The sequence below is a fragment of the Zobellella sp. An-6 genome, from assembly GCF_052487945.1.
In genome coordinates this window covers 2,547,186-2,566,103 of sequence record NZ_CP199259.1, presented here as the reverse complement: position 1 = coordinate 2,566,103, position 18,918 = coordinate 2,547,186, and the positions used below count along the sequence as shown (strand labels likewise).

18 protein-coding genes are annotated in these 18,918 nt (G+C 66.9%); 12 read left to right on the top strand and 6 right to left on the bottom strand.

What is annotated here, in order from left to right; translation table 11 throughout:
- Nucleotides 1–12: 12 nt before the first annotated feature.
- Nucleotides 13–1,527 carry a sensor histidine kinase gene (locus tag ACT7DK_RS11950; protein ID WP_445399410.1) on the bottom strand — a complete coding sequence of 505 codons (1,515 nt, stop codon included), beginning with the start codon at nucleotides 1,525–1,527 and terminating at the stop codon, nucleotides 13–15.
- An 8-nt stretch (nucleotides 1,528–1,535) separates the two neighbouring features.
- The gene (locus ACT7DK_RS11945; protein ID WP_445399408.1) at nucleotides 1,536–2,342 is read right to left on the bottom strand and encodes a substrate-binding periplasmic protein; all 807 of its coding nucleotides are present in this window, start codon (nucleotides 2,340–2,342) and stop codon (nucleotides 1,536–1,538) included.
- Between the two features lie 225 nt (nucleotides 2,343–2,567).
- Between ACT7DK_RS11945 and purE the strand changes: the two genes are divergently transcribed.
- The 5 genes from purE to ACT7DK_RS11920 all read left to right on the top strand — a co-directional run bounded on the left by purE (nucleotide 2,568) and on the right by ACT7DK_RS11920 (nucleotide 9,413).
- Nucleotides 2,568–3,062, top strand: a complete 495-nt coding sequence (purE, locus tag ACT7DK_RS11940; RefSeq protein ID WP_094040768.1) for a 5-(carboxyamino)imidazole ribonucleotide mutase — start codon at nucleotides 2,568–2,570, stop codon at nucleotides 3,060–3,062.
- On the top strand, nucleotides 3,059–4,126 hold the full coding sequence (gene purK, locus ACT7DK_RS11935) for a 5-(carboxyamino)imidazole ribonucleotide synthase (RefSeq protein ID WP_445399406.1): 1,068 nt from the start codon (nucleotides 3,059–3,061) through the stop codon (nucleotides 4,124–4,126). The genes purE and purK overlap by 4 nt, the downstream gene beginning before the upstream one ends.
- Before the next feature lie 414 nt (nucleotides 4,127–4,540).
- The gene (locus tag ACT7DK_RS11930) at nucleotides 4,541–5,122 is read left to right on the top strand and encodes a DJ-1/PfpI family protein (RefSeq protein WP_445399404.1); all 582 of its coding nucleotides are present in this window, start codon (nucleotides 4,541–4,543) and stop codon (nucleotides 5,120–5,122) included.
- Nucleotides 5,123–5,256: 134 nt separating this feature from the next.
- Nucleotides 5,257–6,357 carry an efflux RND transporter periplasmic adaptor subunit gene (locus tag ACT7DK_RS11925; RefSeq protein ID WP_445399402.1) on the top strand — a complete coding sequence of 367 codons (1,101 nt, stop codon included), beginning with the start codon at nucleotides 5,257–5,259 and terminating at the stop codon, nucleotides 6,355–6,357.
- Entirely contained in the window at nucleotides 6,354–9,413 is a 3,060-nt protein-coding gene (locus tag ACT7DK_RS11920) for an efflux RND transporter permease subunit (RefSeq protein ID WP_445399400.1), read from the top strand. Before ACT7DK_RS11925 ends, ACT7DK_RS11920 begins: the two co-directional genes overlap by 4 nt.
- A gap of 125 nt (nucleotides 9,414–9,538) precedes the next feature.
- Here ACT7DK_RS11920 and ACT7DK_RS11915 read toward each other — a convergent pair whose 3' ends face one another.
- Entirely contained in the window at nucleotides 9,539–10,579 is a 1,041-nt protein-coding gene (locus ACT7DK_RS11915) for a PLP-dependent cysteine synthase family protein (RefSeq protein ID WP_445399398.1), read from the bottom strand.
- Nucleotides 10,580–10,702: 123 nt separating this feature from the next.
- On the opposite strand from ACT7DK_RS11915, the gene ACT7DK_RS11910 reads away from it, so the two are divergent.
- Nucleotides 10,703–11,164 carry an Lrp/AsnC family transcriptional regulator gene (locus ACT7DK_RS11910; protein WP_445399396.1) on the top strand — a complete coding sequence of 154 codons (462 nt, stop codon included), beginning with the start codon at nucleotides 10,703–10,705 and terminating at the stop codon, nucleotides 11,162–11,164.
- A 232-nt stretch (nucleotides 11,165–11,396) separates the two neighbouring features.
- Here ACT7DK_RS11910 and ACT7DK_RS11905 read toward each other — a convergent pair whose 3' ends face one another.
- Together ACT7DK_RS11905 and ACT7DK_RS11900 are read right to left on the bottom strand one after the other, a co-directional pair.
- Nucleotides 11,397–11,726, bottom strand: a complete 330-nt coding sequence (locus ACT7DK_RS11905) for an antibiotic biosynthesis monooxygenase (RefSeq protein WP_445399394.1) — start codon at nucleotides 11,724–11,726, stop codon at nucleotides 11,397–11,399.
- A 103-nt stretch (nucleotides 11,727–11,829) separates the two neighbouring features.
- Complete coding sequence (locus ACT7DK_RS11900; RefSeq protein ID WP_445399392.1) at nucleotides 11,830–12,624, bottom strand: AraC family transcriptional regulator; 795 nt, start codon at nucleotides 12,622–12,624, stop codon at nucleotides 11,830–11,832.
- 92 nt (nucleotides 12,625–12,716) lie between these two features.
- On the opposite strand from ACT7DK_RS11900, the gene ACT7DK_RS11895 reads away from it, so the two are divergent.
- Nucleotides 12,717–13,691 (top strand): bile acid:sodium symporter family protein, encoded by a 975-nt coding sequence (locus ACT7DK_RS11895; RefSeq protein ID WP_445402340.1) that lies wholly within the window; start codon nucleotides 12,717–12,719, stop codon nucleotides 13,689–13,691.
- Here the strand turns inward: ACT7DK_RS11895 and ACT7DK_RS11890 are convergent.
- Nucleotides 13,675–14,835, bottom strand: coding sequence for a Na/Pi symporter (locus tag ACT7DK_RS11890; RefSeq protein ID WP_445402338.1), 1,161 nt, complete (start codon nucleotides 14,833–14,835; stop codon nucleotides 13,675–13,677). The genes ACT7DK_RS11895 and ACT7DK_RS11890 overlap by 17 nt on opposite strands.
- Before the next feature lie 163 nt (nucleotides 14,836–14,998).
- Between ACT7DK_RS11890 and ACT7DK_RS11885 the strand changes: the two genes are divergently transcribed.
- The 5 genes from ACT7DK_RS11885 (at nucleotide 14,999) to ACT7DK_RS11865 (ending at nucleotide 18,894) form a co-directional block, all read left to right on the top strand.
- Nucleotides 14,999–16,234, top strand: coding sequence for an RNA polymerase sigma factor (locus ACT7DK_RS11885; protein ID WP_445399390.1), 1,236 nt, complete (start codon nucleotides 14,999–15,001; stop codon nucleotides 16,232–16,234).
- A gap of 75 nt (nucleotides 16,235–16,309) precedes the next feature.
- On the top strand, nucleotides 16,310–17,149 hold the full coding sequence (locus tag ACT7DK_RS11880; protein WP_445399388.1) for a YciI family protein: 840 nt from the start codon (nucleotides 16,310–16,312) through the stop codon (nucleotides 17,147–17,149).
- Nucleotides 17,146–17,514: a YciI family protein gene (locus ACT7DK_RS11875; RefSeq protein ID WP_445399386.1), complete on the top strand. Its 369-nt coding sequence runs from the start codon at nucleotides 17,146–17,148 to the stop codon at nucleotides 17,512–17,514. The genes ACT7DK_RS11880 and ACT7DK_RS11875 overlap by 4 nt, the downstream gene beginning before the upstream one ends.
- Nucleotides 17,515–17,685: 171 nt before the next feature.
- On the top strand, nucleotides 17,686–18,039 hold the full coding sequence (locus ACT7DK_RS11870; protein WP_445399384.1) for a DUF1428 domain-containing protein: 354 nt from the start codon (nucleotides 17,686–17,688) through the stop codon (nucleotides 18,037–18,039).
- A gap of 75 nt (nucleotides 18,040–18,114) precedes the next feature.
- The gene (locus tag ACT7DK_RS11865; RefSeq protein ID WP_445399382.1) at nucleotides 18,115–18,894 is read left to right on the top strand and encodes a CLCA_X family protein; all 780 of its coding nucleotides are present in this window, start codon (nucleotides 18,115–18,117) and stop codon (nucleotides 18,892–18,894) included.
- Nucleotides 18,895–18,918 lie beyond the last annotated feature (24 nt).

Sequence of the window (18,918 nt, the reverse complement as noted above, 5' to 3'; positions counted from 1 at the left end):
GGTCTTGTTCCGTCAATGTTCCAGCTGCAGGTGCTGTGGAATGGTAAAGCGCAGCGTGGTTCCGGTTGGCGAAGCGCTTTCCACGACCACGGAGCCCTTGAGCACGTTTTTCACCAAGTTAAACACTATATGCAGGCCGAGGCCAGAGCCCCCCTGTCCCATCTTGGTGGTGTAGAAAGGGTCGAATGCCTTGCCGAGGCTCACCGGATCCATGCCGTGGCCGTCATCGGTCACCGAGACGGCCACCTGGTCGCCTTCCTGCCGGGCGTCGATCCGGATGCGACCGCTGTCCCGGCCTTCGAATCCGTGCACGAAGGCGTTGCCGATGGCGTTGACGATGATCTGGCCGATGGGACCGGGGTAGCTGGTCATGACGATGCCCGGGGGCACCGCCACTTCAATATGATAGTCGGACTTTTTGGCCCTGGGCCTGAAGGTATACACCACTTCATCGATCACCTCTTTCAAATCGAAGCGGCGGTGTTGCATGCTGGTCTGGTCCACCGCCACCTGCTTGAAACTGCCGATCTGGCGTATCGCCATGGCCAGGCTGGATTCGGCGATGTACAGCCCCTCCTGCAGCTCGGCCATAAAACCGTCCAGGGTCGAGCGCTTCAGGCTGCCGGCGGCAATGGCGGCGGCCATTTCCTGCTGCTTCAGGCTCAGGGCACTGAGCACCGTCAGGCTGTTGCCGATGGGAGTGTTGATCTCGTGGGCGATACCGGCCACCAGGCTGCCGAGGGCGGCCAGCTTTTCCGACTGGATCAATAAATTCTGGGCATCCTTGAGGTTGGCCAGCGCCTGCTCGGCTTCGTCCTTGGCTTCCGACAGGGCCTGCTCGGTGCGGACTTGCAGGGCGCTGGTCCGGTTGTATTCGTGGATAAGCAGGCCCAGCTCGTCGTTGGAGGACCAGTTGACCGGCACGCGCTGCCCGCTTGACTGGTATTGCCGCAGCGACTCGGATACCTGGTGCAGCGGACGCAGTATGGTCCAGCGGAAGATCAGGGTGGTGGCCACCACCAGGCTGGCGAACAACAGCACCAGCAGTACCAGCAGGCCCTGGGCACTGTCAAGCAGGGTGCGTTTCAGGCTGCGGCCGGTATCCTGCTGGTACAGCGACACCTCGGCGATATGCCGCATCCCCTGGGGGGAGGCGTAAACAACCGGGCTGCTGAAGCGGGTATAGCCTTCGGCGGTGGCGTTGTCGCACTTGCCGAGCCGGACCGGGGGGGTCTGTACCACCACGCCGGAGCTGTGGAGCAGCTCTACGCAGTGGATATCCGTTTCGTCGAGGGCGGCGCGCAGGATGTTTTCGGTGACCGAGTGGGAGAGCTGCCACACCGGCTCGGCCAGCAGCCGGGCCAGGTTGTCGGTGCGGTGCCGGGTGAAGTCCCGCTCCCGCTCTTTTTCCTGGCGGAGCTCATGCCAGGAAAAAAGCGCCGTCACCGCCAGCGTGACCATGAGCAGCACCGGGATCACCCGCAGCAGGAAGGCGTGGGTCAGCGAGCGGTAGCGACGGGGCGGCACGGGGGATCCTAGTGCGCCGACTGCCGCTGCCATTCGGCGGCGGCCCGCTCCAGGTGCTGCGCCATCTTTCCAGTGCGGGCCAGCTGCTCTATGGCGGCCGACAGCCTGGCTTTCAGCGCCCCGCTGTTGCAGGCCGAGGCCTTGGAAAAGGTCAGGTACAGGGGCTGGTGGGTCACGCCCCGGGACAGGGGACGGAGGTTGTCGACGCCCAGCATCTCGGCATAGGCCTTGCCCGGGTGATCTTCGTAGATCAGGTAGTCGGCCCGCCGCTGGGAGACCATCATCATGCCCTGCTCCAGGCTGCCGACCTGCTCTATGTTCAGGTGCTCCCGGGCGAAGAGATCAAACTCCTGGCCGAAGCTGTTGTAGATGACCGTCACCCCCGCATGGGGGATCAGATCGCGCCATTGGCTGAACTCGAAGGCGTTGTCCTCGCGGGTCCAGATGGCGGTACGGGTGTGCGCCAGGGCGGGATGGAGATAATCCATCCATTCGCTGCGGGCCTGGGTAAAAAAGGCGCCGGCAATCATGTCCACCTGGCCGGCGGCCACTTCTTCCTGGGTGCGGCCCCAGGGACCGCTGTCGACCAGGCTGATCTCGACGCCGGCCAGCTCGGCCAGGTCCTCCAGCAGATAGCCGACCGCGCCGGTCAGCCGGCCGGGCTGGGTCGAGTCCCGCCACAGGTAGGGCGGATATTCCGCGTTGCCGCTGGCGCTGAGGCGGCGGCACTCTTGTGCATGCAGGGGCGCAGCCAGGCCGGCGGCCAGCATCAGGCCGGCGATCAGGGTGCCGATGACTCGCTGTTTCCTGCTCATCTGGTGGTTTGTCTCCGTATCGTGGCTGGGATGCTTCGTTCTGCTCCGTAAGCCTAAGGGATCGGGCGCCGCAAGACAGTGATAAAACTCACGGAGGACTGCCGTTTGCCGCCTTTTTGCTCAGGTTAGACCGTTGTTATAAGGCTGCAGCGGCCCGGTTTGGTGTTATAATCCGCGCTCCCCCGGATCCACCCCAATGCAGAACGTTGTTGAACAGGAGTAGTCATGCAAGCAAAAGTCGCCGTCATCATGGGCTCTAAGAGTGACTGGCCCACCATGCAGGGCGCTGCGGAAATCATGGATAAGCTGCAGGTCGCCTATACCGTGGAAGTGGTGTCGGCCCACCGTACCCCCGACAAGCTGATGGAATTCGGCGAGCAGGCCGTGGCTCGCGGCTATGAGGTGATCATCGCCGGTGCCGGCGGCGCGGCCCACCTGCCGGGCATGGTGGCGGCCAAGACCCGCCTGCCGGTGCTGGGTGTACCGGTGCAGAGCAAGGCCCTGAGCGGGCTCGACAGCCTGTTGTCCATCGTGCAGATGCCCAAGGGCATCGCCGTGGGCACCCTGGCCATCGGCGCCGCCGGCGCCTTCAACGCCGGCCTGATGGCTTGCCAGATCCTGGCCAACAACGACGCCGCCCTGGCCGAACGGCTGGAGGCTTTCCGCACCGAGCAGACCGAGGCGGTGCTGAGCCAGCCGGATCCGCGGGAGGAAGCATGAGTCGTATCTGGGTTTTGGGCGCCGGCCAGCTCGGCCAGATGCTGAAGCACGCGGGCATGCCCCTCGACCTCGAAGTGTGCCCGGTGGACATCGAATCGGAAGAGACCTTTCCGCTGCAGCTGCATGAGCAGGTGACCGCCGAGCGCGAACAGTGGCCGGATACCGCCGCCACCCGCCAGCTGGCGGCACACCCGGGCTTCGTCAACCTGAACACCTTCCCCATACTGGCGGACCGCTTCACCCAGAAGTCGCTGATCGACAAGCTGGAGCTGGCCACCGCGCCCTGGCGCCCGGTCGAAGCCGACACCACCGCCGACGGGCTGCACCGGGCCCTGGGCGAGCGGGTGCTGCTCAAGCGCCGCACCGGCGGCTACGACGGCCGCGGCCAGCACTGGCTGCGCGAGCCGGGCCGGGACGCCATTCCCGACGACTGGCACACCCAGGCCATCGCCGAGCAGGCCATCGACTTCGACGAGGAAGTGTCCATCGTGGGCATGCGCGGCGACGACGGCCAGTGCTATTTCTACCCGCTCACCCTCAATCTGCACGTCAACGGCATCCTGCTGGGCTCGGTGTCGCCCCTGGCGCGGCTGGCCCACCTGCAGGCCGAGGCCGAGGGCATGCTGGGCAGGCTGATGAACGATCTGGACTACGTGGGCGTGATGGCCATGGAGTGCTTCCGGGTCGGCGACCACCTGCTGATCAACGAGCTGGCGCCCCGGGTGCACAACAGCGGCCACTGGACCCAGGCCGGCGCCAGCGTCAGCCAGTTCGAGGCGCACCTGCGCGCCGTGGCCGGCCTGCCCCTGGTCAAGCCGCGGGTGAAGAACCTGAGCGTCATGGTCAACCTGGTGGGCACCGAGCGGGACAACGGCTGGCTGGCGGTGGACGGCGCCGAGCTGTACTGGTACGGCAAGGAAGTCCGCCCCGGCCGCAAGGTGGGCCACATCAACTTCTGCCTCGACAGCCAGGCCGAGACCCGCTCGGCCCTGGACCGGCTCGAGCCCCTGCTGCCCGCCAGTTACGGCCCCGTGCTGGACTGGCTGCGCAGCCAGCTCGACTGAACCCAAAGCCCCGCTCCGGCGGGGTTTTTTAATATCCACCCTCCCGGGTCTTATCTCCCGCCCCGCGTTCTATCTTGTCACCCCCGTGTTCTATCTTGTCACCCCCGCGAAGGCGGGGGTCCATATATCTCTGTAGCTCATGCCGCATTCTCAGGATCGGTGCCCTCTGCCCTGGATGCCCACCTTCTTCGTGGGCATGACGGTGTGGATATCGCCCAGGAGCGCTTTTCTGTTGCTTCCGCGCAGGCGAGGGCCATGTGCCGGTGACCACCGGGCCAGTGACGCCGCACAGGTTGCTTCCGCGCAGGCGAGGGCCATGTACACCTCTTTGATTTGTCACTCACTCTTCATCTCGCTTCCTGCCGGCTCTGCTAGTCTTTAGAAGGTTTTTTTACATCCTTCAAGGAGAGCACGATGAGCGCGAAGAACATTCTGATGCTGGTGGGCGACTATGTGGAAGACTACGAGGTGATGGTGCCCTTCCAGGCGCTGTTGATGGTGGGCCACCGGGTGGACGCGGTCTGCCCCGACAAAGAAGCGGGCGAGCAGATCCGTACCGCCATTCACGACTTCGAGGGCGATCAGACCTACAGCGAGAAACCGGGCCACAACTTCACCCTCAACGCCAGCTTCGCCGACATCAACGAAGCGGACTACGACGCCCTGGTGGTGCCGGGCGGCCGGGCGCCGGAATACATCCGCCTCAACCCGCGGGTGCTGGAGATGGTGCGCCACTTCGGGGATGCCGGCAAGCCCATCGCCGCGATCTGCCACGGCGCCCAACTGCTGGTGGCCGCCGGCGTGGTCGAGGGCAAGGACTGCTCCGCCTATCCGGCGGTGGGGCCGGACATCGCCCTGGCCGGCGGCGACTGGGTGGACATCCCGGTGGATCAGGCCCATGTGGACGGCAACCTGGTCACGGCCCCGGCCTGGCCCGCCCATCCCGCCTGGCTGGCGGCCTTCCTCCAGGTGCTGGGCACCCGTATCAGCCTCTGATCCCATCCACTTTTGTCGTTCCGGATGCCATGGTGTCCGGGACGACGCTCCCGTCTTTGATCCGGCCCGCTGTTGTCCCCTCGGTGAAGTTGTTATGCTGAGTATCCGCTCTATTCGGCACGGAAATCGGCAAGATGATGGCAGGCAAGCTCGGCCAGTGGTGTGAACGGCACAAACAATGGGGTTGGTGGCTGCTGTTGCTGGCCCTGGCCGTGTTCTGGCTGTGGCGGGGCGAGCTGTACCGGGCCCGGGCCGAGGCGCCGGCGGCACCGCAGGCCCCGGCCGCCATAGCGGGGCCCAGCGTCGAGGTGATCTGGCTCGAGGCCGAGTCCTACCAGCCCCATATCCTGCTTCAGGGCCAGTTGTTGCCCCACCGCCAGGTGGAGCTGCGCGCCCGGGTCGGTGCCGTTGTCACCGCCTTGCCGCAACTGGGCCAGGCGGTGACGGAGGGCGAGCGCCTGCTCGCCCTGAGCGAGGACGAACGCCGGGCCAACCTGGACCGGGCCCAGGCCGAGCTGGCGCTGCGCCAGGCGGAAGTGGCGGCGGCCGAGCGCCTGCGCCGCAACAACCTGGTGTCCGAAACCGACTACCTGGCACTCAAGTCCGCCGCCGCCGCCGCCCGGGCCGCCCTGGACGCGGCCCGGTTGGCGCTGGATCACACCCGCGTCACGGCGCCCTTTGCCGGCAGTGTCGACGCCCTGCCGGTGGAGCTGGGCGACTTCGTGCAGGCGGGGGATCCCCTGCTGACCCTGGTGGACGTTGCCTCACTCAAGCTGACCGCCCAGGTGCCCCAGCAACAGGTGGCGGAGCTGCAGCCCGGCCTGCCGGTCACGGCGGTGCTGCTGGACGGCCGGGAGCTTGAGGGCGAGCTGACCTTCGTGGCCAGCGCCGCCGACGGGGCCACCCGCAGCTACGCCCTGGAGGCCCGGCTCGACAACCTGCGGCAGTGGCGGGTGGCCGGTGCCAGCGCCGGCCTGAGGATAGCGCTGCCGGCTCGAACCGCCCACCGGCTGTCGCCGGCCCTGTTGGTCCTGGACGAGCAGGGGCGGCCCGGCATCCGGGCGGTGGATGATAACAACCGGGTGCGCTTTATGCCGGTGACCCTGTTCGCCATCAGCCCGGAACAGGCCTGGGTGGGCGGCCTGCCGGCACGGGTACGCCTCATCAGCCGGGGTGCCGGTTTCGTGATGGAAGGGGAGGAGGTGAGGGCGGTCGAGCGGGAGCCGGCAACATGAGGGCGCTGATCCAGGCGGCGGTAACGCGCAGCCGCGCCACCCTGATGGCCTTTGTCTTCCTGCTGCTGGGCGGCTATGGCGCCTACCAGGCGATCCCCAAGGAAGCCAACCCCGACGTGACCATTCCCATGATGTATGTGTCCATGAGGTTGGAGGGTATCAGCCCGGAAGACGCCGAGCGGCTGCTGGTGCGCCCCATGGAGCAGGAGTTGCGCACCCTGGAAGGGGTCAAGAAGATGAGCTCCACCGCCGGCGAGGGCCACGCCTCCGTGATGCTGGAGTTCGATGCCGGCTTCGATCCCAGACAGGCGCTGCAGGAGGTACGCGAAAAGGTGGACTCGGCGCGCAGCAAGCTGCCGGAAGAGGCGGACGAGCCGGTGGTGCACGAGATCAATGTGGCGCTGTTCCCGGTGCTGTCGGTGGCGCTGTCGGGGCCTTTGTCCGAGGCGGAGCTGGTGATCCTCGCCCGCCGCCTGAAGGAGGAAATCGAAGGCATTCCCGAAGTGCTGGAGGTGGACATCGGCGGCGACCGGGAGGACGTGCTGGAGATCCTGGTCGATCCCCAGGTGCTCGACAGCTACGGCATCGACTACGGCCAGCTGTTCAACCTGGTGTCGCGCAACAACCGGCTGGTGGCCGCCGGCAGCCTGGACACCGGCGCCGGCCGGCTGGCGGTGAAGGTACCGGGGGTGATCGAGAACCTGGACGACGTGCTCGGCCTGCCGGTCAAGGTGGCCGGCGACCGGGTGGTCACCTTCGGCGATGTGGCCGTTATCCGCCGTGACTTCAAGGATCCCGCCGGCTTCGCCCGCATCAACGGCGAGCCCGGGGTGGTGCTGGAGGTGAGCAAGCGCGCCGGGGCCAACATCATCAACACCATCGCCCGGGTCAAGGCGCTGCTGGAGCAGGCGGGGCCGCTGCTGCCGGAAGGGATGGAAATCCATTACATCATGGATCAGTCGATCCAGATAGAAACCATGCTGTCTGACCTGCTCAACAACGTGCTCACCGCCGTGGTGCTGGTGCTTATCCTGATCGTCGCCACCATGGGCCTGCGTTCGGCGGTGATGGTGGGCCTGACCATTCCCGGCGCCTTTCTCGCCGGCATTCTGGTGATCTGGGCCATCGGTTTCACCATGAACATCATAGTGCTGTTCTCGCTGATCCTGGTGGCGGGCATGCTGGTGGACGGCGCCATCGTGGTGTCGGAGCTTGCCGATCGCCACCTGCACGACGGCCAGCCCCCGGCCCAGGCCTGGGTGAACGCCGCCCACCGCATGAGCTGGCCGGTGATCGCCTCCACCGCCACCACCCTGGCGGTGTTCGTGCCGCTGCTGTTCTGGCCCGGGGTGGTGGGGGAGTTCATGAAGTACCTGCCCGCCACCGTTATCATCTGCCTGCTGGCCTCCCTGGCCATGGCGCTGGTGTTCCTGCCCACCATGGGCGGCGTGAGCCGGCACCGGCCCCGCTACGCCCGGCCGGTGACCGTGCCCGGGCTCGCGCTGTACCGGGCCGTGCTGAGCCGGTTGCTGTGCCGGCCCGGGCTGACCCTGGCCGGCACCCTGGCCATCATCGCGCTGCTGTACGCCGCCTACGCCCGCTTCAACCACGGGGTGGAATTCTTCCCCGATATCGAGCCGGACAGCGCCCAGCTGCAGGTGCGCGCCCGGGGCGATCTGTCGGTGTACGAGAAGGATGCCATACTGCGCGAGGTGGAGCGCCGCCTGCAGGGGCTGACCGAAGTGAAGGCGCTCTACGCCCGCAGTTTCGCCATGGCCGACGGCCAGATGGGCACCGATGTCATCGGGGTATTGCAGTTCCAGTTCACCGACTGGCACCGGCGCCGCCCGGCCAGCGCCATCAAGGAGACCATGACCGGGCTGACCCGGGACATTCCCGGCGTGGTGCTGGAGTTTCGCGAGCAGCAGATGGGGCCGGGGGCGGGCAAACCGGTGGAGCTGCGGGTGTCGGGCACCGACGAGCGTGCCCTGAGCGAGGCCACGGAGCGGATCCGCACCGCCATGCAGGCCCTGGGCGGCTTTGCCGACATCGAGGACAACCGCACCCTGCCGGGCATCGAGTGGCGCATCCGGGTCGACCGGGAGGCCGCCGCCCGCCTGGGCGCCGACGTGCTGAGCGTGGGCAACGCGGTGCAGCTGGTGACCAATGGTTTGAAGCTGGCCAGCTATCGCCCCGAGGACGCCAGTGACGAGGTGGACATCCGGGTACGGCTGCCCCAGAGCTGGCGTTCCCTCGATCAGTTGTCGCGCCTGACCCTGAACACCCAGCGCGGCCAGGTGCCGCTCAGCCATTTCGTGACCCTGAGCCCGGCCCCCAAAATCGGCACCCTGCACCGGGTGGACGGGCGGCGCACCATCACCATCCAGGCGGACATCGCCGAGGGCTACCGGCTGGACGAGCGGCTGGCGGCCCTGGCGGGGCAGAACATCGAGCTGCCGTCCGGGGTCGGCCTGGTGGTGGCGGGGGAGGACGCGGATCAGCGCGAGGCGGCCCGGTTCCTCACCACCGCCTTCCTGGTGGCGCTGTTCCTGATGACGCTGATCCTGGTCACCCAGTTCAACAGCCTGTACCAGACCGCCCTGGTGCTGTCGGCCATCGTCTTTTCCACCGCCGGGGTACTGATGGGGCTCTTGCTCAACGGCCAGTCCTTCGGCATCGTCATGGTGGGCATGGGCATCATCGCCCTGGCGGGCATAGTGGTGAACAACAACATCGTGCTGATCGACACCTACAACCAGTTGCGCGCCGACGGCCTGCCGCCCTTCGAGGCGGCGCTGGAAACCGGCTGCCTGCGCCTGCGCCCGGTGCTGCTGACCGCCGTCACCACCGTGCTGGGGCTGATGCCCATGGTGCTGGGGGTGAACGTGGATCTGCTGACCCCCAGCCTCGGGCTGGGGGCGCCGTCCACCCAGTGGTGGACCCAGCTCTCCAGCGCCATCGCCGGCGGCCTGAGCTTCGCCACCCTGCTGACCCTGCTGCTCACCCCCTGCATGCTGGTCTTAAGGACAAGCTGGAAGTCGGAAGCTGGAAGCTAGAAGCTATGCGAATTGGAGGGGCGGTGTGGTACCTGTAAGCAAGATGTTGTTGTAGCTGTCGCTTTAGCCGGCAAGGCCTGTGAAACAGGCCTTATTCTCTTCCAGCTTCCAGCTTCCGGCTTGGGTTAGCCCAGTTCCACCAGCTGTTGCCGGTAGGGGGCGATATCGCCGATATGCTCCGCGACCCAGTCGGGGTGGTAGTAGGTGTCGAGGTAGCGCTCGCCGCCGTCGCACATCAGGGTGACGATGGAACCCTGCTCGCCCGCCTCCTGCATGCGCCGGGCCAGTTGCAGCGCGCCCCACAGGTTGGTGCCGGTGGAGCCGCCGGCCTTGCGGCCGAGGATCTGTTCCAGCCAGTGGATGGTGGCGATGCTGGCGGCGTCCGGTACCTTGATCATCTCGTCGATCACCTCGGGCAGGAAGGAGGCCTCCACCCGTGGCCGGCCTATGCCCTCGATGCGGCCGCCGGCCTGGCTGGTGAGGCCGGGGTTGCCGGTGCGGTAACTGTCGTAGAACACCGAATGTTCCGGATCCACCACCACCAGCCGGCTGTCCAGCCCCAGGTAGCGGATATAGCGGCCCAGGGTGGCGGAGGTGCCGCCGGTGCCGGCGCTCATGACGATGGCCCTGGGCACCGGGTGGGGCTCTTCCGCCATCTGCCGGAAGATGCTCTCGGCGATGTTGTTGTTGCCGCGCCAGTCGGTGGCCCGCTCGGCGTAGGTGAACTGATCCATGTAGTGGCCGCCGCACTCCCGCGCCAGCCGCTCGGCTTCGGCATAGACTTCGCCCGCGTGACTCACGAAATGGCAGCGCCCGCCCAGCCGCTCCACCTGGGCGATTTTGCTGCGGGTGGTGTGGCGCGGCATCACGGCGGTGAAGGGCAGTTGCAGCAGCCGGGCGAAGTAGGCTTCCGACACCGCGGTGCTGCCGGAGGACGCCTCCACCACCGGGGTGCCTGCGCGGATTTTGCCGCTGCAGATGGCGTGCAGGAACAGGGAGCGGGCCAGCCGGTGCTTGAGGCTGCCGGTGGGGTGGGTGCTCTCGTCCTTGAGGTAGATGTCGACGCCCTTGATACCGGGGATATCCAGCCGGTAGAGGTGGGTGTCGGAGGTGCGCAGCTGATCGCTGGAGAGGGTGCGCAGGGCGGTGCGGATCCAGTGGTTCATGGTCTAATTCCCGGTGGCGGTAGGCGGAAATTGTATCCCCGTCTTCGGGAAATAAGTTTTCCTTCTTTCCGCCTATAGTGCTATTTTTTGGAAAATTTTCCTCTTTATTAAAGGTTTAATAGAATGGATTCTTTCGACAGGCAAATCCTGGCCCTGTTGCAGCAGGACGCGACCCTGGCGCTGAAGGATCTGGCCGAGGCGGTGAACTTATCCACCACGCCTTGCTGGAAGCGGGTCAAGCGGCTGGAGGAAGAGGGCTATATCCGCGCCCGGGTGGCGCTGCTCGACGGCGAGCGGCTGGGGCTCGGACTGTCGGTGTTTGTGCAGATCAAGACCCAGCGCCACGACAGTCGCTGGCTGGCCCGCTTTGCCGAGACGGTGACCGCCTTCGAGGAGGTGGTGGAGTTCTACCGCATGTCCGGCGACTGGGACTATCTGCTGCGGGTGGTGGTGGCCGACATCAATGCCTATGACCGCTTTTACAAGAAGCTGATCACCAGCACCGAAGGGCTGTCGGACATCACCTCCAGCTTCGCCATGGAGCAGATCAAGTACAGCACGGCGCTGCCGCTGGGTGGCGGCTAAAAAGCCGCCGACTGCCGACACACCGTTGAACACCTAAAAACGTAATTCCCAGGCTAGGGAGGAGGCCAAAGGGAACCGCTCCACCGACCGTCACATGCCAGGGATGGCATGTGCCGAGCGTCACATGGACGTGTTTGAAGCGAGTCGGCGGAGTGGGACCCTTTGGTCGACTTCTTCGGCTATGACAAATGAGTTTGTCACCCAACCGGCGGGGCCGGCATCCGCCTGGCTGTCAGATATTCAGGCTGTCGTCCTCCGCCGCCCTGGACTGGGCGGTGATCATGGTGGTGACCGGGCCGCCACTGATCTCGGGCGGAGCCACCACCAGGGCGGCGATGTTCTCCCTGACCCAGTCGGCGGCCAGCCGGTTGGAGGCGGCAGCGTTGTCGGCGCTGTCGAACAGGCTGAACGATACCACCACATTGTTGCCGGCATTCAGCGCGTAGTAGGCGATAAAGCCGGGCGCCTGGCCGATGATGGCGGCAAAGCCCGCGTTGACCCGCTGCAGCAGCTCTTCCGCCGCACCGGGCCGGGTTTTGTACCTGCGTATGCTCGCATGCATGATGTTCTCCTCCCGCAAGAGCCGGTGTCATGCCCGCCTCGTGCCGGGCGGGCACTTTAATTATCGGCGCAAAGGGTGGCCCTTGCCGGGGAGCAGAACGCCGTCAGCCTGGCTGCAGATAGTCCCCCGGGGTGCGGCCGAGCAGCGCCCGGAAGGCGGCGATAAAGGCGGACAGGCTGTCGTAGCCGCAGGCCAGGGCCACGTCGGTGATGCGCTCGCCCCGCTCCAGCAGGGGCAGGGCGGCCAGCAGCCGGCAGCGCTGGCGCCACTGGCGAAAGCTCATGCCGGTGTCCATCTTGAACGCCCGGCTCAGGGTCTTGTCGCTGAGCCCCAGCTGCGCGCTGAAATGGCCCAGCGGCTGGGGGCAGTCCGGTTGCGCCGCCAGCTGCCGGCACAGGGGCTGCAGCCGCGGATCCCGCGGCCAGGGCAGCACCAGATCGCGGCTGGGGGCGGCGGCCAGCCGGTCGAGCAGCACCCGCGCCAGCCGGCCCTCGGCGCCGGCGTCGTCGTATTCCACCGGGAAGTGGCTGAAGGCGACGATCAGCTCCCGCAACAGGGGGCTGATCTCCAGTACCTGGCAGCCCCGCGCCGGCAGGGCATCGGCCGCGATATAGAGGCTGCTGATCCGGGTTTTGGATCCAAGCCGCACGCCATGCTCCAGGCCGGGCGGTATCCACACCGCCAGGCTGGGTGGCGCCAGGTAGCGGGCGTCGGCTGTTTCCACCGTCACCACGCCGCGCTCCGCGTAGGAAAGCTGCACCCAGGGATGGCAATGGGGCCTGTCTATGGCCTGGTTCGGCAGGGACTGGGCATGGCCCAGCACCGGGCGGGGCAGGGCCCTGAGCTGCTCCAGTTGCCCTAGCAATGCACTGGTTTTGTCCGTTTGGCGATACTTCATCTTCTTTTACCGACAAACTCCGGTTGGAGTTCAGGGTACAGTGGCTTTTTTATCGACTCAACCCGGAGCCTGCCATGCTCGGCCATTTGCGACTGCTGTTCGATAAGTTCACCCTGACTCTGCTGGCGGCGGTGGCCGCCGCCGCCCTGCTGCCGGCCCGGGGCCAGGAGGCGCTGTTCTTCGAGGGGCTGACCACCGCCGCCATCGCCCTGCTGTTTTTTATGCACGGCGCCAGGCTGTCGCGCCGGGCCATCATCGACGGCGCCACCCACTGGCGGCTGCACCTGCTGGTGTTCGGCTGTACCTTCGTGCTGTTTCCGCTGCTGGGGCTGGCGCTGAGGCCCGTGTTGCTGCCGCTGCTGGGAGAAACGCTTTACCTGGGCGTCTTGTTCCTGTGCGTGTTGCCGGGCACGGTGCAGTCGGCCATCGCCTTTACCTCCCTGGCCGGGGGCAATGTGCCGGCGGCGGTGTGCAGCGCCTCGGCCTCGAGCCTGCTCGGCATCCTGTTTACGCCGGTGCTGGCGGGGCTGTTGCTCCAGGTGCAGGCGGACAGGGCGGCCGGCTCTACCCTGGAGGCCATCGGCGCCATCAGCCTGCAGTTGCTGCTGCCCTTTGTGGCGGGGCACCTGTTGCGGCCCCGTATCGGCGGCTGGGTGGACCGGCGCCGGGCCCTGTTGGCACGGGTGGATCAGGGCTCCATCCTGCTGGTGGTCTATACCGCCTTCAGCGCGTCCGTGGTGGAGGGATTGTGGAATGCGGTGTCGCCCGCGCGGCTGGCGCTGCTGACGGCGGTGTGCTGCCTGCTGCTGGCCCTGGTGCTGTTGCTCACCGCCTGGCTGGGGCGGCGGCTGGGGTTTGGCCGGGAAGATCAAATCACCATCGTCTTCGGCGGCTCCAAGAAAAGCATGGCCACGGGCGTGCCCATGGCCAAGGTGCTGTTTGCCGGATCCATGCTGGGCCCGGCGCTGCTGCCGCTGATGATCTTTCACCAGATCCAGCTGATGGCGTGCGCCGTGCTGGCCCGGCGCTACGCCCGGCGGGGCGAGGCCATCAGAACAGCTGACTGACGCCCACCATGGCCAGCGGCAGGGCGAAGAAGACGCCGCCGATATAGGCCAGCACATAGCCCTTGTTGCGCTGGGCCTGGTGGGCCAGGGTTTCGGCCATGCGCACCGGCACCTGGCGCAGGAAGGGCAGCAGGTAGATGAGGGCGATGGCCAGCAGGTTGAACAACAGGTGCACCAGGGCGATTTGCAGCGCCACCAGGGCGGAGGCGCCGGTGATGGCGGTGGCGGCCAGCAGGGCGGTGATGGTGGTGCCCACGTTGCTGCCCAGGGTGAAGGCATAAACCTGTTTGAGCGAAAACACGCCGGTGCCGGCCAGGGGCACGATCAGCGAGGTGGTGGTGGAGGAGGATTGCACCAGCACGGTGATCAGGGTGCCGGAGGCCATGCCGGACGCCGGGCCCCGGCCCACGGCGCTGTGCAGTATGTTCATGGCCCGGCCCACCATCAGGGTGCGCAGTATGCGGCCGATCTGGGTCACCACCAGCAGGATCAGGCCGATGCCCACCAGGATCAGCGCGACTCCCGACCAGATGCCCGGCAGCCAGCCGGTGGCGGTGTCCAGCATATTGCCGGCCGGTGCCAGCAGGGTCTTCATAAAGTTGAGGTTGCTCATGCTGACGCTGGCATCGCTCACCAGCAGGCCGGCCAGGTATTCGGAAGCGGTGGCCAGGGGGCGGAACAGCAGCTCCAGGGGCAGCAGTATGGCCACCGCCAGAATATTGAAGCTGTCGTGCACGGTGGCGGCGGAAAAGGCGCGGCGGAATTCCTCGCCGTTGCGGATATGGCCCAGGCTCACCAGGGTGCTGGTCAGCGAGGTGCCGATATTGGCGCCCATCACCATGGGAATGGCGATGGCGATGGGCAGGCCGCCGGCGACCATGCCGACGATGATGGACGTGACGGTGCTGGAGCTTTGGATCAGCGCCGTGGCCACTACCCCGATGATCAGCGCGATGGCCGGGTTGGAGGCGAAGGCGAACAGCTCCTTGGCGTTGCTGCCGGTGGCGGCCTTGAAGCCGTCGCCGATGGCGCCCACGGCGGCCAGCAGCACGTAGATCAGAACGGCGACCAGCAGCCAGGACAGCCAGTTCGACTGGGCGCTGTTGTCTGCGGCTCCGGGAACGGCGGTGGATTCCAGGTTCATCATGCTTTCTCTCGGGCTGAAGTTGGCGCCACTATGCCGAGCGAATATGACGGTTTTATTACAGTGCGACAGTTTTATGACCGTTGTGTTGCAGCGCCGCCCACCCGGGCCGACCGCCTCGCCCTGACCTACACTGAAGCGGTATTTAACCTGCGAGGTGCCCATGCCCGCCAACCAGACCCAGGACGACCTCTACCGCCAGCATTCCCGCCGGGTGCTGGCCACCCTGATCCGCCTGCTGGGCGACTTCGACCTGGCGGAAGAGGCCATGCAGGAGGCCTTCGCCGCCGCCCTGCAGCAATGGCCGCCGCAGGGCCGGCCCGAACAGCCCCTGGCCTGGCTGATCGCCACCGGCCGCCACAAGGGCATCGACCAGTTGCGGCGCCGGCAATGGCAGCAACGGCCGCCCGCCGAGGAGCCCGCGGTGCCGCCAGCGGACGAGGAGGCCGGCATCGACGACGATCTGCTGCGGCTTATCTTCACCTGCTGCCATCCGGCCCTGGCCACCGAAGCCCAGCTGGCCCTGACCCTGCGCGAAGTCTGCGGCCTGACCACCGAGCAGGTGGCCAGCGCCCTGTTGCAGCGACCGGCCACCCTGGCCCAGCGCATCGTGCGGGCCAAGCAGAAGATCCGCGAGGCGGCCATTCCCTACGAGGTGCCGGAAGCCGCCGCCCTGCCCGAGCGGCTGGCGGTGGTGCTGAAGGTGGTGTACCTGGTGTTCAACGAGGGGTACTCCAGCAGCCAGGGGGAGCGGGTGCTGGATCCCGGTCTCTCGGCCGAGGCCATCCGCCTGGCCCGGCTGCTGGCGCAACTGCTGCCTGCCGGCGAGGTGTTCGGCCTGCTGGCGCTGATGCTGCTGCACGATGCCCGCAGGCAGGCCCGGCAGGACGCCGCCGGCGACCTGGTCACCCTGGAAGAGCAGGACCGCAGCCTGTGGGACAGGGCCCAGATAGACGAAGGGCTCGGCCTGCTGGCGCTGGCCTGGCGGCAACCGGCAGGGCCCTATGCCCTGCAGGCGGCCATCGCCGCCGAGCATGCCCGGAGCCCCCGCCCGCAGGATACCGACTGGCCGCGCATCGCCGAGCTGTACCAGGCGTTGTACCGGCTGCAGCCCTCGCCGGTGGTGGCCTTGAACCGGGCGGTGGCCCTGGCCATGGCCGACACCCCGGCGCGGGGGCTGGGGCTGCTGGACGAGCTGGGCGGCCACAAGGCCATCCAGGGGTACCACCTCTACCATGCGGCCCGGGCCGATCTCTACCGCCGGGCGGGTGAGCACACTGCCGCCCGGGCCGCCTACCGGCGCGCCCTGGACTTGTGCCGCCAGCAGCCGGAGCGCCGCTTCCTGGCCCGGCGGCTGCGGGAGCTGGATGGGTTATCCGAAAAAAACGGAAAAAAATGACCGACCCTTGTCGATTTGCCCTCGGCCCGCGCGACTTACTGATAACCACAAGCGAACCACCACGGGAGAACCACCATGAAATTCATCTTGATGCGCAAGGCCGACGCCGCCACCGAGCAGGGTGTGATGCCCTCGGAGGAACTGCTGCAGGCCATGGCGGACTACAACGAGCGGCTGGTGCAGGCCGGGGTACTGGTGTCCGGCGAAGGGCTCAAGCCCAGCCGCGAAGGCTGCCGTATTTCCTTTCGCGACGGCGAGCCGACGGTGACGGACGGCCCCTTCGCCGAGACCAAGGAACTGCTGGCGGGTTTTTCGGTGCTGGAAGTGGCCTCCAAAGAAGAGGCGATCGCCTGGGCGCGGCAGTGGCCCCGGCTCGACGGCGACGTCACCCTGGAGCTGCGGCCCTACTACCAGCTGGAAGACTTTGCCCCGGGGGCGGCCATCGATAAGCACAGGGCCATGGGCGAGCGGATGGCCAAACTGCCGGTCGCCGTGGCCACCTACCTGATGTTCGACGGCCGCTGCCGGGAGGCCATGACCTTCTATGCCGAGCTGCTGGGCGGGCAACTGGAGATGATGCTGCCCTATGCCGAGACCCCGGTGGCGGCCGAGATGCCGTCCGACTGCCAGCAACGCATCGCCCATGCCCGGCTGAACCTGGGCGGTCGCCTGCTGATGGCGAGCGACGCCGGCGGCGACTGTTACCAGAAGCCCCAGGGGGTGTCGATACACCTGGAGTATCCGGAGCCGGCCCGGGCCGAGCAGGTGTTCCGGGCCCTGGCCGAGGGCGGCCGGGTGCAGATGCCCTTTGCCGAGACCTTCTGGGCGCACCGCTTCGGCATGGCGACCGACCGCTTCGGCGTCGACTGGATGGTGAGCTGCGAGCAGGCCGGCGGCCAGGGGAGGCCATCATGAAATACCTGGCGCTGGTGTACTACCGGGAAAGCCTGATCAACGCCATGTCCGAACAGGAGTGGCACTCTCTCAACCAGGAATGCATCCGTTGCGTGGAGCGGCTGAGCGAGCAGGGCCACTTCGTGGCCGGCCAGGCCCTGCAGCCGGTGGCCAACGCCACCACGGTGCGGGTGTGTGACGGCGAAGTGCTGATCTCGGACGGCCCCTTCGCCGAAACCAAGGAGCAACTGGCGGGCTTCTACCTGCTGGAAGCCCGGGATCTGAACCAGGCGCTGCAACTGGCCGGCCGCATCCCTCCGGCCCGGCTGGGCAGCATAGAGCTGCGGCCGGTGCGCGAGCTGCCGCCCAAGGACCGACAAATATAGCCAGTCGAATGGTAGAACACGGGAAGGCAGCAACCGGGTGCCACTAAGCAGACCCTTCGCGCCAGGGAGGGCGCGGCGGAGCCCCCAGGGAGGGGTTTACGGCGTGTCTGCGTGTGGTATCCGGTCGATGCCGCAGCATTTGAAACGAATCATTGAGCGAGGATCATTGAGATGAACTACGTAGACGGATTTGTGGCCGCCGTGCCCACCCGCAACAAGGAGATCTATATCCATCATGCCCGCGCCGCCGCCGAGGTGTTCAAGGAGCACGGCGCCCTGCGGCTGGTGGAATGCTGGGGCGACGACGTGCCCCAGGGCGAGCTGACCTCCTTCCCCATGGCGGTGAAGTGCCGGGAGGACGAAACCGTGGTGTTCTCCTGGATCCTCTGGCCTTCCCGCGAGGTGCGCGACCAGGGCATGGCCCGGGTGATGGAAGACCCGCGGCTCAAGCCCGAGGTCAACCCCATGCCCTTCGACGGCAAGCGGCTGATCTACGGCGGCTTCGCCATGGTAGTGGACGAATAGCCCGGGGTTTGCCTGCCCGCCGCTTGCGCCGGTACAATCCCGGGCTCGACCGAACAGCAGCAGGGAGCCGGCACCATGGCGGGCGAACACAACACCGATCGTTTTTATCGCCGGGGGCCGACACACGGCGGCGAGGGGGTGGACTTCGCCGCCCTGCGCCGGCGTTTCGACTTTCGCGCCATCGAGCTCGGCCGCTGGGTCACCCGGGCCGAGCGGGAGCGGGCGGCGGGCTTGTTCTACGATGCCCTGTGCGATCTGATGCTGATCCTGCAGGGGCCTGAGCAGCTGGTGTCGTTGCGCGGCACCCTGAGCCTGCAATACGGCATCGGCGGCCGGCCCGGGGTCGCGGCCCACTATAACCCGGCCAGCCGCAGCTTCGCCCTGGCCAAGAACGCCGGTCCGGGCAGCATCGCCCACGAATGGTTTCACGCCTTCGACCACCATATGGCCGACAAGGCCTTTACCGGCACCGTCCCCAACGTTTTCGCCTCCCGTGCCTGGCTGGACGAGGCGGCCCGGGTGGCGCACCCGCTCAACCAGGCGCTGTTCGACTGCTTCCAGGCGGTGCTGCTGGACGACACCGGCGCACAGCCGAGCGAGCTGTTCCGCGCCTCGGCCGAGGCGGACCGGCGCCACGGCATCCTGTATTACAGCCAGCCGGAAGAGCTGTGCGCCCGCGCCTTCGAGGCCTTCGTGCAGGACGCGCCCATCAAGAACGCCTTTCTGGTCAAGGGCACCCTCGCCTCCTCCGAGGCCGAGCAGGGCCTCTACCCCCGGGGTACTCAACGGGCGCGCTGCAACGCCGCCTTCGGCCGCTACTTTCGCGCCCTGGGCGGGGCCCTGGCGCGCCAATGACGCTTTATCATTCAAGGAAAACTC

Excerpts from the sequence above, each read along its gene's own strand:
- ACT7DK_RS11910 (WP_445399396.1), top strand. The coding sequence starts at position 10,703 with ATGGATTCTTTCGACAGGCAAATCCTGGCCCTGTTGCAGCAGGACGCG.
- ACT7DK_RS11880 (WP_445399388.1), top strand. The coding sequence starts at position 16,310 with ATGAAATTCATCTTGATGCGCAAGGCCGACGCCGCCACCGAGCAGGGT.
- ACT7DK_RS11930 (WP_445399404.1), top strand. The coding sequence starts at position 4,541 with ATGAGCGCGAAGAACATTCTGATGCTGGTGGGCGACTATGTGGAAGAC.
- ACT7DK_RS11945 (WP_445399408.1), bottom strand. The coding sequence starts at position 2,342 with ATGAGCAGGAAACAGCGAGTCATCGGCACCCTGATCGCCGGCCTGATG.
- purE (WP_094040768.1), top strand. The coding sequence starts at position 2,568 with ATGCAAGCAAAAGTCGCCGTCATCATGGGCTCTAAGAGTGACTGGCCC.
- ACT7DK_RS11865 (WP_445399382.1), top strand. The coding sequence starts at position 18,115 with ATGGCGGGCGAACACAACACCGATCGTTTTTATCGCCGGGGGCCGACA.
- ACT7DK_RS11870 (WP_445399384.1), top strand. The coding sequence starts at position 17,686 with ATGAACTACGTAGACGGATTTGTGGCCGCCGTGCCCACCCGCAACAAG.
- ACT7DK_RS11900 (WP_445399392.1), bottom strand. The coding sequence starts at position 12,624 with ATGAAGTATCGCCAAACGGACAAAACCAGTGCATTGCTAGGGCAACTG.
- purK (WP_445399406.1), top strand. The coding sequence starts at position 3,059 with ATGAGTCGTATCTGGGTTTTGGGCGCCGGCCAGCTCGGCCAGATGCTG.
- ACT7DK_RS11885 (WP_445399390.1), top strand. The coding sequence starts at position 14,999 with ATGCCCGCCAACCAGACCCAGGACGACCTCTACCGCCAGCATTCCCGC.
- ACT7DK_RS11890 (WP_445402338.1), bottom strand. The coding sequence starts at position 14,835 with ATGAACCTGGAATCCACCGCCGTTCCCGGAGCCGCAGACAACAGCGCC.
- ACT7DK_RS11915 (WP_445399398.1), bottom strand. The coding sequence starts at position 10,579 with ATGAACCACTGGATCCGCACCGCCCTGCGCACCCTCTCCAGCGATCAG.
- ACT7DK_RS11905 (WP_445399394.1), bottom strand. The coding sequence starts at position 11,726 with ATGCATGCGAGCATACGCAGGTACAAAACCCGGCCCGGTGCGGCGGAA.
- ACT7DK_RS11925 (WP_445399402.1), top strand. The coding sequence starts at position 5,257 with ATGATGGCAGGCAAGCTCGGCCAGTGGTGTGAACGGCACAAACAATGG.
- ACT7DK_RS11875 (WP_445399386.1), top strand. The coding sequence starts at position 17,146 with ATGAAATACCTGGCGCTGGTGTACTACCGGGAAAGCCTGATCAACGCC.
- ACT7DK_RS11920 (WP_445399400.1), top strand. The coding sequence starts at position 6,354 with ATGAGGGCGCTGATCCAGGCGGCGGTAACGCGCAGCCGCGCCACCCTG.